General features: G+C 66.4%; 9 protein-coding genes and 1 pseudogene. 5 read left to right on the top strand and 5 right to left on the bottom strand.

What is annotated here, in order from left to right:
• From ACIGJB_RS14815 to ychF, 3 genes and pseudogenes are all read right to left on the bottom strand, one after another.
• On the bottom strand, positions 1 to 642 hold the full coding sequence (locus ACIGJB_RS14815; protein WP_483730502.1) for a LysE family translocator: 642 nt from the start codon (positions 640 to 642) through the stop codon (positions 1 to 3).
• A 31-nt stretch (positions 643 to 673) separates the two neighbouring features.
• Positions 674 to 1,727: pseudogene (locus tag ACIGJB_RS14810) on the bottom strand (PDDEXK nuclease domain-containing protein).
• Positions 1,728 to 1,891: 164 nt separating this feature from the next.
• Positions 1,892 to 2,983 carry a redox-regulated ATPase YchF gene (gene ychF, locus ACIGJB_RS14805; protein ID WP_483730501.1) on the bottom strand — a complete coding sequence of 364 codons (1,092 nt, stop codon included), beginning with the start codon at positions 2,981 to 2,983 and terminating at the stop codon, positions 1,892 to 1,894.
• 113 nt (positions 2,984 to 3,096) lie between these two features.
• Between ychF and ACIGJB_RS14800 the strand changes: the two genes are divergently transcribed.
• The 5 genes from ACIGJB_RS14800 to ACIGJB_RS14780 all read left to right on the top strand — a co-directional run bounded on the left by ACIGJB_RS14800 (position 3,097) and on the right by ACIGJB_RS14780 (position 10,556).
• Positions 3,097 to 4,374: a UbiH/UbiF family hydroxylase gene (locus tag ACIGJB_RS14800; RefSeq protein WP_483730500.1), complete on the top strand. Its 1,278-nt coding sequence runs from the start codon at positions 3,097 to 3,099 to the stop codon at positions 4,372 to 4,374.
• A 37-nt stretch (positions 4,375 to 4,411) separates the two neighbouring features.
• A complete protein-coding gene (locus ACIGJB_RS14795) occupies positions 4,412 to 5,161 on the top strand; it encodes a DsbC family protein (RefSeq protein ID WP_483730499.1) in 750 nt (249 codons plus the stop codon).
• A 120-nt stretch (positions 5,162 to 5,281) separates the two neighbouring features.
• A complete protein-coding gene (acuI, locus tag ACIGJB_RS14790) occupies positions 5,282 to 6,286 on the top strand; it encodes an acrylyl-CoA reductase (NADPH) (protein ID WP_483730498.1) in 1,005 nt (334 codons plus the stop codon).
• Positions 6,287 to 6,363: 77 nt separating this feature from the next.
• Positions 6,364 to 8,178 (top strand): M61 family metallopeptidase, encoded by a 1,815-nt coding sequence (locus ACIGJB_RS14785; protein WP_483732343.1) that lies wholly within the window; start codon positions 6,364 to 6,366, stop codon positions 8,176 to 8,178.
• 50 nt (positions 8,179 to 8,228) lie between these two features.
• On the top strand, positions 8,229 to 10,556 hold the full coding sequence (locus tag ACIGJB_RS14780; RefSeq protein ID WP_483730497.1) for an FUSC family protein: 2,328 nt from the start codon (positions 8,229 to 8,231) through the stop codon (positions 10,554 to 10,556).
• 184 nt (positions 10,557 to 10,740) lie between these two features.
• Here ACIGJB_RS14780 and ACIGJB_RS14775 read toward each other — a convergent pair whose 3' ends face one another.
• Both ACIGJB_RS14775 and ACIGJB_RS14770 read right to left on the bottom strand, forming a co-directional pair.
• Positions 10,741 to 12,090 carry an ABC transporter ATP-binding protein gene (locus ACIGJB_RS14775; protein WP_483730496.1) on the bottom strand — a complete coding sequence of 450 codons (1,350 nt, stop codon included), beginning with the start codon at positions 12,088 to 12,090 and terminating at the stop codon, positions 10,741 to 10,743.
• Positions 12,091 to 12,097: 7 nt separating this feature from the next.
• Positions 12,098 to 13,849, bottom strand: coding sequence for an ABC transporter permease (locus ACIGJB_RS14770; protein WP_483732342.1), 1,752 nt, complete (start codon positions 13,847 to 13,849; stop codon positions 12,098 to 12,100).
• Positions 13,850 to 13,887 lie beyond the last annotated feature (38 nt).

Genomic DNA, 13,887 nt, shown 5'->3' with positions numbered 1-13,887 from the left:
TCAATGCAGCGCCTCGGCGGCCAACAGAATGGCCATCGATATCATCAATCCGCCGCCAATAATATTGAAAAGCCTCAGATTGCTCCTGCTGAATACGGCGCTCGAACTCGCGGCATGAGCGGCCGCGACCCATGCCGTGTCTATGACCAGCCCCAGGCCAATCGGTATCAGCGAAAAGCCCAGCAAGTAAAGGATAGGGCTGTCCGCTCCGTTGCTCATGAAGCTCGGAACGATCGAGCCAAACATGATCAGCGCTTTCGGATTGGTCGAGCCCACGATGATCCCTGCGACCAACGATTGCCGGCTCTTCTTTGGGTTACTTGCTCCTTTTGCCGGCGCACGCCGGGAAACGAACAAATATTGAAGGCCGATGCCCAGCAAGACCACGGCGCCCAGCAATCGAATGAAAACCAGGGCATGGTCGGAGCGCATAAGCAGAGAGCCGATGCCAACGGCCACGATCACAGCCACACAGTAGGTTCCGATCGCATTCCCGATCACGCCCTGCAACGCATGTTTCCGTCCCACGGCGATCGTTTGCCCGACCAGGAACATGATGCTCGGGCCTGGGACTGCGATCAACACAGCGGAGGTCAGGGCAAGTCCCAAAACGCCGCTCAATGCATTTAACTCTACAGGCATGAGTAGTCCTATCCCTTGTCCGCCGACGTCTTTACTCGCTTCCAGCATCCTTGGGATTACCCAGCTCCCGCTCAATCTGCTCAATGCTAGGCAAGCTGGTCTGCAATTCTGCAGGCAGGGACTCCACCAGTTGATATTCGGCTACGCCCAGTGGCTGGGCGTTGTTGCGCAGTGCGTATTCAGCCACCACCTTGTTCTTGCCTTTGCACAGCAGCAGGCCGATGGTAGGGCCGTCGTCTGGATGCTTCACCTGTGTGTCGACCGCCGTCAGGTAGAAGCCCAGTTGCCCAAGATGCTCGGGCTTGAACTTGCCCGCCTTCAATTCGATCACCACGTAGCAGCGCAGCTTGAGGTGATAGAACAGCAAGTCGATGAAGAACTCATCGCCGCCCACGTCCAGCAACACTTGCCGGCCAACGAAGGCGAAGCCTGCGCCCAATTCCAGCAGGAAATCAGTGACGTGCTGCATCAATGCGTTCTCGATCTCGTGCTCGTGTGCTTCCTCACCCAAACCGAGGAAGTCGAAGCGGTACGGATCTTTTAACGACTCGATGGCCAGATCGGACTGTGGTGCAGGCAGGCGCTGTCCGAAGTTGGTGACGGCCTTGCCTGTGCGTTCCAGCAGGCGGGTTTCGATGTGAATGTTCAGTACATTGCGCGACCAGCCATGTTCGATGGCGGCGTGGGCATAGGCCAGGCGCGCGGCTGGTTCTTTCAGACGATCCAGCAATACCAGGTTGTGACCCCAGGGTAATCGTGCAGCAGCCTGTTGCACAATTTCGACGTCCGGCCAGGCCTCGGCAAACGCCCGCATGTACTTGAGGTTGCGCGGCGAAAAGCCCTTCATTTCCGGGAAGGCCGTGCGCAGGTCATGCGCCAGCCGGTCGATCACCTTCGCGCCCCAACCCTGCTCGGCCTGTCCGGGCCAGAATGTCTCGGCCGATATGCCAGTACAGTCCCACCAGTTCCCGATTGACCGCCAGCGTTGCACGCTGCTGCGCGGTGTGGATGCGGTCTTTCAGGTCGGCCAGCCAGTCGGCGTAGCCTTTGGGGGTTGGAGTCAGGGAGGCCGGCTTGTCGGTCATGGCAATATCACTCCTTTGCGCACACCCCCTCCCCCGGGATTTTTCAGGCCTCGATGAACAACAGGAACGCCCGGCAGACCGTATTGTCTGGCAAGCCCTTGATTTCAATAGGCCTGCTCAGTCCGCCGAGCGGCACCAATCTCTCCCGAGATCAGCAAAAACCGTCAGACGTTAAACAAGAAGTTCATCACATCCCCATCCTTCACCACATACTCCTTGCCTTCCGCCCGCATCTTGCCCGCTTCCTTGGCGCCGGTCTCGCCCTTGAAGGCGATGTAGTCGTCATAGGCAATGGTCTGCGCGCGAATAAAGCCGCGTTCGAAGTCGGTGTGGATCACGCCGGCGGCCTGCGGGGCGGTGTCGCCAATGTGGATGGTCCAGGCGCGGACTTCCTTCACGCCGGCGGTGAAGTAGGTCTGCAGCCCCAGAAGCTTGTAACCAGCGCGGATCACGCGGTCCAGGCCGGGTTCTTCCATGCCCAGGTCAGCCAGGAATTCGGCCTTGTCGGCGTCATCCAGGTCGGCGATCTCGGCCTCGATGGCGGCGCAGACGGCCACGACCGGGGAGCCCGTGGTCTTGGCGTACTCGCGTACCGTGTCGAGGTGCGGGTTGTTCTCGAAGCCGTCTTCACGGACGTTGGCCACATACATGGTCGGCTTGGCGGTGATCAGGCAGAACGGGCGGATGGCTTCCCACTCTTCCGGGGCCAGGTCGAGCGTGCGCACGGCCTTGGCCTGGTCGAGCACGGTCTGTGCCTTTTCCAGCACGGCGACCAGGCGTTGGGCTTCCTTGTCGCCGGCGCGTGCCGGCTTCACATAGCGCGCCAGAGCCTTCTCGACGGTGGCCAGGTCGGCCAGCGCCAGTTCGGTGTTGATCACCTCGATGTCCGACAGCGGATCGACCTTGCCGGCCACGTGGATCACATTCTCGTCTTCGAAGCAACGCACAACGTGCGTGATAGCGTCGGTTTCGCGGATGTTGGCCAGGAACTGGTTGCCCAGGCCTTCGCCCTTGGAGGCGCCCGCCACCAGGCCGGCGATGTCGACGAATTCCACCACGGCGGGCAGGATGCGCTCGGGTTTGACGATCTCAGCCAGCTTGGCGAGCCTCGGGTCCGGCACTTCCACCACGCCAACATTGGGCTCGATGGTGCAGAACGGATAGTTCTCGGCGGCGATGCCGGCCTTGGTCAGGGCGTTGAACAGCGTGGACTTGCCGACGTTGGGCAGGCCGACGATGCCGCATTGGAGGCTCATGGTGTCTGGCGGGAAATTGCAAAACCCATATTCTAGCGGATGGGCTCCCAAGCCTTGCCCTGCCGGCTCTGCCCAGCCGGGGCTGCGAGGGGTGACGTGGCTATAATCCAGCCATGACCCGATCCAATGCGTCCGTGCGTAATCCGTCAGCTTTCCAGATCGCCGTTGTCGGCGGTGGCATCGTAGGCAAGTCCTGCGCGCTGCTGCTGGCGCAGCAGGGCATGAACGTGGCCCTGGTCGCGCCGCGTCCCGCGCGTGCAAGCGCGCCGGCCGGTCCCGATGACTGGGACAGCCGCATCTATGCGTTTTCCGCGAGTTCGCAGGCGCTGCTGGAGCGCATGCGGGTCTGGGAAGCGCTCGACCCGGCCCGTATCCAGCCCGTGCGCGACATGCGCGTGTGCGGCGATGCCAGCGCCGCCGAAACCTCTCCGAGCCTCGACGGCGACCTGCATTTCTCGGCCTATGCCGCCGCGGTGCCGCAACTGGCGTGGATCGTCGAATCCGGCCTGGTGGAGCGGGCGCTCGATACCGCGCTGGGCTTCCAGCACCAGGTCCACTGGCATGACGATACCGCCGCCGGCTTCGAGCGCGATGCCGACGGCGCTACCCTCACGCTGTCCGGCGGCGCGAAGATCTGCGCGGCCTGTGTGGTCGGCGCCGACGGCGCGCGGTCCTGGGTGCGCCAGCAGTGCCATATCGGCGTGACCACGCGGCGTTATCGCCAGCTTGGCGTGGTGGCGAATTTCGAATGCGAACGGCCGCATCACGATACGGCCTGGCAATGGTTCACGGGCGCGCCCGAAAAGCTCATGGCGGACGAAGAGGCCGCCAACGGCGAGATCCTGGCCATCTTGCCGCTGCCGGGTTCGCGCGTCTCGATGGTCTGGTCGGCCGACGAGGCCCACGCGCACGAATTGGTCGCACTGTCGCCCGAGGCGCTTGCCGCCACGGTGATGCAGGCGGCCGCCGGCGCGGTCGGCAGCCGCTTCGGCAAGCTGCGCTGCGTGACGCCGGCGCAGGGATTCCCGCTGGTGCTGCAGCGCGCGGAGCAGTTCGTGCAGCCGCATCTGGCGCTGGTGGGCGATGCCGCGCACGTCGTGCATCCGCTGGCGGGGCAGGGCATGAACCTCGGTTTGCGCGATGTTGCGGAACTCGGCAAGGTCATGGCCGCCAAAGAACCTTTCCGCAGCGAGGGCGACCTGCGCCTGCTGCGCCGCTACGAACGGGCCCGTGCCACTGACCTGCTGTCGCTGACCGCCGCGACCGACGGCCTGCACAGGCTGTTCTCGCTGCCCGGCAGCGTGGCGCGCGTGGTGCGCAATACCGGTATCCGCACCGTGGGCCGGCAGTCGCTGCTCAAGCGCTTCCTGATTGAACGGGCGCTCGGCTGACGCCGGGTGCCCGGACCCTGACCGAACTGGAGTCGATATGTTCCAACTCATGCGCCGCCACCCCGCCTGGACCACTGCCATTGCCGGCGGCCTCGCGGCAGCAGGCTTTGCCATGCACGCCATGGCGGCGGGCGAACCCGGCACCGATCGCATCAAGGAATCCCTGCAGAAGATGCTGGGCGGCCGCGCCGAGGTGAAGAGCGTGACCAAGAGCCCGGTGCCCGGGCTGTTCGAGGTCAACGTCGGCGGGCAGGTGGTCTACACCGACGCCACCGGCCGCTACGTCATCAATGGCGAGCTGATCGATACCAAGACCGGCACCAACCTGACCGAAGAGCGCATGGCGGACATCAACCGCATCAAGTGGTCCGACCTGCCGCTGGCGCGCGCCATCAAGTGGACCAAGGGCGACGGCAGCCGCCAGGTCGCCGTGTTCTCGGACCCGAACTGCGGTTACTGCAAGCGCATCGAGCAGACCTTCCAGCAGATGGACAACATCACGGTCTACACCTTCCTGTATCCCGTGCTGTCGCCGGATTCCTCGACCAAGGCGAAGCAGGTCTGGTGCTCCGCCGACCGCACCAAGGCGTGGCGCGACTGGATGCTCAACAAGGTCGCCCTGACCGGCAACGGCAGCTGCAAGACGCCGGTCGATGAAAACCTGGCGCTCGGCCAGAGCCTGAACATTACCGGCACGCCTGCCGTGTTCTTCATGGACGGCACGCGCATTCCGGGCGCGGCCGATGCCGGCACGCTCGAACGCAAGCTCGCCAGCATCAAGAAGTAAGGCGCGGCCGGTGTCCCGGCCCGAGCAACGGCCGGACCGAGTCCGGCCGTTTTTCATTCCGGATCTTCCCCGATCACCTCATCGAGACAGACCGCCCGCAGGGCGGCACAGGAGACTTCCATGACGTTCCAGGCATTGCTGCTGACCCAGGCCGACGGCGCGACCCAGGCCAATATCGCCACGCTGGACGAGACACAACTGCCCGCCGACGGCGACGTGCTGGTCGCGGTCGACTATTCCACGATCAACTTCAAGGACGGGCTGGCCATCACCGGAAAAGTGCCGGTGGTGCGCAAGTGGCCGATGGTGGCCGGCATCGATGGCGCCGGCACGGTACTGGAGTCCTCCCATCCGCGCTGGAAGGCCGGCGACAAGGTCATCCTGAACGGCTATGGCGTCGGCGAGACGCACTGGGGCTGCTTGGCGCAGCGTGCGCGCCTGAAGGGCGACTGGCTGGTGCGCCTGCCCGATGCCTTCACCACGCGGCAGGCGATGGCGATTGGCACGGCGGGCTACACCGCGATGCTGTCGGTGCTCGGGCTGGAGCGTGGCGGCGTCAATGGACCGGTGCGTCCCGGTGATGGCGAGGTGCTGGTCACGGGCGCATCCGGCGGTGTTGGCACGGTGGCGATTGCGATTCTCGGCAAGCTCGGCTATCGCGTGGTGGCTTCCACCGGCAAGCGCAACGAAGCCGATTTCCTCAAGGCGCTCGGCGCCGCGGAGGTCATCGATCGCGCGGAGCTGTCCGCGCCGGGCAAGCCGCTGCAGAAGGAACGCTGGGCGGCGGTGGTGGATGCGGTCGGCTCGCACACGCTGGTCAATGCCTGCGCGCAGGTACGCTACGGCGGAGTGGTCACGGCATGCGGGCTGGCGCAGGGCATGGATTTCCCTGCGTCTGTGGCGCCCTTCATCCTGCGTGGCGTGACGCTGGCCGGCATCGACAGCGTGATGGCGGCGATGGCCTTGCGCGAGCAGGCGTGGGCGCGTCTGGCGACGGACTTGGAGCCGGACCGCCTCAACGCGATCACGCGCGAGATCGGACTGGGCGAGGCCGTCGAGGCCGGCCGCAGCATCGTTGAAGGCGGCTTGCGCGGACGCACGGTGGTCAACGTCAACCGCACCTGAGCGCGAACTGACCGCACGCGCCTGCGTGCGACAGCCTCGGCGGATCGCGCCGAATGACGAACGCTACAATCATGCCCATGACGCCGATCCGCTATGCCATCGCCCCGCTTCACCCCGAAGCGCATCTCTTCGCCGTCACCGTCACGGTGACTTCGCCCGATCCCGCCGGCCAGCGCTTCTTCCTGCCGGCCTGGATTCCGGGCAGCTACATGGTCCGCGACTTCGCCCGCCATATCGTGCGCATCCGCGCCGATGCGGGCGGCAAGCCGGTGGCGCTGAACAAGCTCGACAAGCAGAGCTGGCAGGCCGCGCCGGTCGACGCAGCCGCCGGTGCGCTTACGCTGAGCTACGAAGTCTATGCCTGGGACCTGTCGGTGCGCGCCGCGCATCTCGACACCACCCACGGCTTCTTCAACGGCAGCTCGGTGTTCCTGTGCGTGGACGGGCAACAGGACCAGCCCTGCACCGTGGATATCCACGCGCCCGCCGGCGATGCCTACCGCAACTGGCGCGTGGCCACCGCGATGCGCGAGGCCTCGGGCCGCGAAGGCGCGAAGCGCTACGGCTTCGGCCGCTACCAGGTCGCCGACTACGACGAACTGGTCGACCACCCCGTGGAAATGGGCGAGTTCCTGCTGGCCAGCTTCCGCGCGTGCGGTGCCCAGCATGACGTGGTGTTCACGGGCCGCGTGCCGCAGCTCGACATCGAGCGCGTCTGCCGCGACCTCAAGCGCATCTGCGAAGCACAGATCCGCCTGTTCGAGCCACGTGGCGCGCGCGCACCGTTCCTCGACAGCAATCGCCGCTACGTCTTCATGACGATGGTGACCACGGACGGCTACGGCGGTCTCGAGCATCGCGCCAGCACCGCGCTGATGTGCGCGCGTTCGGACCTGCCGGTGCGCGGCGACAGCGAGACCAGCGAGGGCTACCGCACCTTCCTGGGCCTGTGCAGCCACGAGTATTTCCACACCTGGAACGTCAAGCGCATCAAGCCCGCCGCGTTCGTGCCGTACCGGCTGCAGCAGGAAACCTACACGCCGCTGCTGTGGCTGTTCGAGGGCTTCACCAGCTACTACGACGACCTGGTGCTGGTGCGATCGGGCTGCGTGACCGACACGCAGTACGTCGAGATGCTGGCCAAGACCTGGAACGGCGTGCTGCGCGGCAATGGCCGCACCAAGCAGAGCGTGGCCGATAGCTCGTTCGATGCGTGGACCAAGTATTACCGGCAGGACGAGAACGCACCGAATGCCATCGTCAGCTACTACACCAAGGGTTCGCTGGTAGCGCTGACGCTGGACCTGACCATCCGCGACAAGACCGGCGGCCGGCGCTCGCTCGATGACGTGATGCGGGCACTGTGGCAGCGCTACGGGCGCGATTTCTATGCGCCCGATGCGGTGCAGCGTGGTGTCACCGAAGCCGAAGTCCATGCGCTGTTCGACGAGGTCACGGGCCTGCGCCTGGGAGCGCTGCTGCGCTCGCTGACCGAAGGCACCGGCGAACTGCCGCTGGCGCCGCTGTTCAGGCGCTTCGGCGTCAAGGCCGAGACGCAGAAGGCGAGCCGCACCGCGGCGCTGGGCATCAAGACCAAGACCGACGATGGCTGGGTGCGCGTGACGCAGGTGCTCGACGGCGGCGCGGCGCAGGCCGGCGGCGTGTCCGCGGGCGATCTGCTGGCCGCGGTCGACGGCCTGCGCGTCACGCCCGGGCAACTCGACAAGCTGCTCGCGCGCTACCGTGCCACGGATCCGGTCACGCTGCATGTGTTCCGGCGCGACGAGCTGCTGGTGCTGCCGCTGACGCTTGCGCGCGAACCCGCGACGCAGCACAAGCTGAGCCTGGAAGGCGGGCGCCATGCCGCGCGCACGCGCTGGCTGGGCCGCTGAAGTCCGCGTTCCCGATCGCCTCTCCGTCAGCCTGACCCAGCCTCGCGTCCATGCAATACGCGCACGACCCCCGCACCTTCGTCTATTCGCACTATGTCTACCGTGGCCTGCGTTCGGCCACGGGCGTGATCGGCGCCACGCTGATCGCCCTGCAGTTCGCCGACCTGCCTACCGCGATGGTGGTGTCGATGGGCGCGCTGTGCACCAGCCTGATGGACCTGCCCAGTCCGCTGAACCACAAGTTCAACGAGATGCTGGCCAGCGTGCTGCTGTGCGGGGCCGTCACGCTGCTGGTGGCGCTGACCACGCCGTTTCCGCGCGTGATGCCGTTCGTGCTGGTGCTGGTTACCTTCATGGCCGGCATGATGACGGTGTACGGCAACAAGACGCTGCCGCTGCAGTTCTCCACGCTGTTCGTGATGACGCTGACCATCAACGAGGACTTCGTGGTGCGCCGCGCGCTGGAGCATACGGCGCTGTTCGTCGTCGGCGCGGTGGCCTACCTGGCGTACGCCATGCTCGTCAGTTGGGTGAACGAGCGCCGGACCAAGCAGCAGATCCTGGCCGAGTCGCTGTACGAGATGGCCAGCTATCTCGAGGTCAAGGCCCGCTTCTACGACGCCGGCAATGACTACGAGGCCCAGTTCAACCAGCTGGTGCGCCAGCAGATCGTCGTGGCCGAGCGCCAGCAGGCCGCGCGCGACCTGGTGCTGCGCGGCAACCGCACGCCGCACGACGGCCTGCTGGTGCAGGTGCACCTGCGCATGCTGGACCTGTACGAGTACATCCTGTCGACCAACACCGACTATCCGCTGCTGCGCCGGACCTTCGGCAGCACGCCGGTGCTCGACCACCTGCGCAATCTGGTGATGCTGATGTGCAAGGACGTGGAGGAAATCGCCTACGAGGTCACGCGCGGGCGCCCGTCCTATGCCGCGGTGGATTATCGCGACGGACTGCACGCGGTCGAGGCCGAGATTGCCCAGCTGCGCCACCACCACATCTCGGCCGCGGCCATGACGGCGCTGGTGGATACCCTCGACATGATCCGCGGCGCCATCACGCTGGTCGGACAGCTGCACGAGGCGTCGCGCACGCCCGTGGAGCCGGCCAAGGTGCTGCCTGGCGCCGACATGACGCCGTTCCTCACGCGCCAGAAATACGAACTCGGCGTGCTGCGCGACAACCTCAGATGGCGCGCGCCCGCGTTCCGCTTCGCGCTGCGGATCTCGATGGCAGTGGCGCTCGGCCTTTGGATCGCGGACCACGTGCCGTACGCCTCGCACGGCTACTGGATCCTGCTGACCATCATCGTCATCCTGAAGCCCAACTTCAGCATGACCAAGCAGCGCTACAACGACCGCGTGATCGGCACGCTGATCGGCTGCATCATCTCGGTGGGCATCCTGAAGGTGTTCCACGAGCCGCTGATCCTGCTCGGTTTCCTGTTCCTGGCGCTGGTGGCCAGCGCGGCGTTCGTCACCATCAAATACCGCTATACGGCCATCGCGGCCTGCGTGCAGGTCCTTATCCAGATCAACCTGCTGATGCCGAGCACGCAGAATGCCGCGGGCGAGCGGCTGGTGGATACGGTGATCGGCGGCATCATTGCCTCGCTGTTCAGCTTTGTGCTGCCAAGCTGGGAATATCGCGCCATTCCCAAGCTGGTGGAAAACGTGCTGCAGGCCAACCGCCGCTACATCGTCGCCACACGGGACCTGCTGCTGCGCCGGGCCAAGGACGACTTTGCCTACCGCGTGCAGCGCAAGCAGTTCATGGATGCGCTGTCGGCACTGATCGGCTCGTTCCAGCGCATGCTCGACGAGCCCAAGAGCCGGCACCGCGCCGTGGACAACCTGAACCGCTTCATCGTGCAGAACTACCTGGTGGCGGCGCACGTGGCGGCGGCGCGTATCCAGGTGCGGCAGCACTACGACGAGCTGGACATTCCGGCGGCGGAAGCCGCGATCGAGCAGGCGACGGAGGCGGCCAGCCGCAGCCTCCAGTTGGCCGTCGAACGGCTGGCGGCGGATGATCGAACGGGCAGCCGCGGTGCCGGCTTTATCCGTGCAGCGGAGCCGGTGGCCAGTGCCGCCGGCCCGTCGCTGGAAGACTCGCTGCCGGAAGGGCCGCCGCCCGAACACGCCGACGACCGGCGTGCGCGGCTGGCCGATTCCGCCGACCGGCGCCGTGCCGATGAGCTCGCGCATGCCGCGGCGGCAAGGGAGTCCGTCCACGAAGCCGGCCCGACGGCCAGCTCCACGGGGCGCCCGGCCAATGCGGTGCTGGAGCGCCGGCTACGCGCGCTGCGCGAGGATGCGGCCAAGATCGCGCTGCGCACGGGCGCGATCGGGCGGGCGATGCGGATGCGCGACTAATGAGGGCGCAGGAGTTCGTGCACCGCTGGTTCTCTCCCCTCTCCCGCTTGCGGGAGAGGGGCGAGGGAGAGGGCGGCCGCATCCACGAAGTCCAGCCCATCGCATCGAGATAATCCGGCCCTCTCCCCCAACCCCTCTCCCATAAATGGGAGAGGGGAGCATTGCTCCCGGCAAGCTTGGGGCTCTAATCTCCCGCCTGTCCCGCTTCCTCCTGTTCCTCCCTCGGCAACGTCAGCATCCCGCTGTTATAGCTGTACTCATACACCTCGCCATGGCGTCCCCAGTCGATCGCCACGGACAGCACGCGCTCCGCTTCCTCGGGCTTGAGGAACGCTTCCAGTTCGCGCAGCACCTGCTCTTCGCCGACTTCGCCGTCTTCCGACGCTTCCAGTTCGCGCCGGATATGCGTGGCCAGCGCGACATGTCCCAGCAATTGCCGGCCGAACATGGCCTTGCGCTCGTTCGGCTCGGCCGCATAGTATTCGCGGCCGGTCCCGGTGGTGGTGATGTCGCCGCGCTCGATATGCGCGAGCTGCAACAGTTGCAAGGCTTCGCAGGCCGGCAGCAGGTCGTCGTCGGTCAGCCCGGCCTCGTCGGCCAGGTGCGGCAGGTCCGCGCGGCCGTTGAACGGCGGTTCGGACAGCAGGTCGAGGATGGCGTCCATCTGGCTGATGTCCACGTCCGGCAGCCGGTAGCCGATCTGCCGCGAAGGCGCCAGTGCCGGCACGCGCGGCTCGGGCGCCGCCGGGGAGGTCATCAGCGTGTAGACCTCGTCGATCAGCGCGCGCACCTGGACGGCGTCGCGGTTGCGCGGGCGCGGGAACGGCACGCGCACTTCGGCGCGGATGCGGCCCGGATCGCTCGACAGGATGACGATGCGGTCGGCCATCATCACCGCTTCCTCGATATTGTGCGAAACGATCAGGATGCTCCGGATATTGGCGCGGCCGCTCTCCCACAGGTCCAGCATCTCGTCGCGCAGCGTTTCGCCGGTGAGCACGTCGAGCGCGGAAAACGCTTCGTCCATCAGCAGCAGGTCGGGCTGCGTCACGAGCGCGCGCGCGATGCCCACGCGCTGGCGCATGCCGCCGGACAGCTCGCGCGGCAGCGCGCCGTTGAAGCCCGACAGCCCGATCATGTCGATGGCCGCTTCCGCGCGGCGCGCGCGCTCGGCCTTGGCCACGCCCTGGGCTTCGAGCCCGAGTTCCACGTTCTGCTGCACCGTGAGCCACGGGAACAGCGCGAACGACTGGAACACCATGGCGATGCCTTCGGCCGTGCCGTTCAGGCGGCTGCCGCGGAACTGCACGTCGCCGCGGTCGGCGCCGACCAGCCCGGCCATGATGCGCAACAGCGTCGACTTGCCCGAGCCCGATTTGCCGAGCATGGCCACGATTTCGCCTTCGCGCAGCGTCAGGTCGACCCCTTCCAGCACGGCGCGGTCGCTGCGGCTGGCGGTGCGGAACATCTTGGAGACGCCGCGCAGTTCGATCACGGCCGGTGCCGTGACGGCGGGGTTCTGGTTTTCTGCCATCGTTGCCTTACAAGCGGGTGCGCTCCTGCGCGAGTTGATACAGGCGGTTCCACAGCAGCCGGTTGAAGCCGACCACGAACAGCGCCATCACACCGATGCCCAGCGCGATGCGCGGGAAATCGCCGCGCGCGGTGGTTTCGGCGATATAGCTGCCAAGCCCCGTGGCGACCAGCGTGCGGTCGCCCCAGGTCACATATTCCGCGACGATGCTGGCATTCCAGGAACCGCCGGCCGCCGTCACCAGCCCGGTCAGCAGGCTCGGGAACACCGCGGGGATCAGGAAGCGCTTCCACAGCAGCCAGCCGCGCAGGCCGAAATTGCGCGCCGCCAGCTTCAGTTCGGTCGGGATGCCCGAGGCGCCGGCCACCACATTGAACAGGATGTACCACTGCGTGCCGAAGATCAGCAGCGGGCTCAGCCAGATTTCCGGATTCAGGCCAAAGCGCACGATCAGCATGACCACCAGCGGGAACATCAGGTTGGCGGGGAAGGCCGCCAGGAACTGCGCCACCGGCTGCGCAATGCGGGCCACCGACGGGTTCAGGCCGATACGGATGCCGATCGGCACCCAGATCACGGCCGCCAGCGCGATCAGCAGGATCACCCGCACCATCGTCAGCGTGCCCAGCCACACCACGTGGGCGACCTCGGCCAGGCCCACTTCGCTGTGCACGAAATACATCACGCGGCCCAGCGCGGCCAGCGCCACCAGCAGGATCACGGCGTTGCCGGCGCGCTCGCGCCATTGCGCGCGGCGCGGATCGGGCTCCGCGGGCGTCGCGCGCTGCCGGCGCCCGCCCCAGGCCAGCGTGCGCTCGGCCAGCGCCGTGGTGCGCACCAGCAAGGCCCGCACCCATTCCGAGCGGCGCAGCAGGTCGAGCAGCCACGACTCGGGCTCCTTGTCCTGGGCCAGCGTCTCGAAGCGGAAGCGGTCCGCCCATGCCACCAGCGGGCGGAACAGCAACTGGTCATACACCAGGATGCCGACCAGCATGGCCACGATGGCCCAGCCGATGGCGGCCAGGTCCTGCTGCTGGATGGCCAGCGCGATATAGGAGCCGATCCCGGGCAGCCGGATGTCGTGGCCGGACACCGAGATGGCTTCCGACGCCACCACGAAGAACCAGCCGCCGGACATCGACATCATCATGTTCCACAGCAGGCCCGGCATGGCGAACGGCACTTCGAGCCGCCAGAAGCGCTGCCACGGCGACAGGCGGAACATGGCCGCCGCCTCGAGGAGGTCGCCCGGGATGGTGCGAAACGACTGGTACAGGCTGAAGGCCATGTTCCAGGCCTGCGAGGTGAAGATGGCGAAGATCGCCGCGCATTCCACGCCGATCAGGTTGCCCGGGAACAGCGCGATGAAACCGGTCACCGTGATCGAGAGGAAGCCGAGCACAGGGATCGATTGCAGGATATCCAGCGCCGGCATCAGCACTTTCTCGGCCGTGCGGTTCTTGGACGCCAGTGCCGCGAACGCGAGCGAGAACACCAGCGACGCCGCCAGCGCCGCCAGCATGCGAATGCTGGTGCGCATCAGGTAGTAGGGCAGGTAGGCGATGTCGAGGTGCACCGTCATCGGCTCGCCAGGCACGAACGGCACGTTCATCTGCTGTGCGGCGAACGCCACCATGACGATGATCGCCAGGAGGATCGGCAGCAGCGCGAAGTCGAAGCGGTTGGGCGGCGCGGTCAGCAGCTGGCTGTCATAGCCGGGTGCGGGCGTGGCCGGGTTGTCGTTGGCGGGTTGCTGCATCATGGCGCTTGGTGGGCTGGCGCAGCCGGCATGGCGGT

The organism is Cupriavidus sp. C2SS-8b, assembly GCF_057073745.1.
The sequence above is the reverse complement of the archived record's forward strand: the minus strand, read 5'-3'. Positions and strand labels throughout refer to the sequence as shown.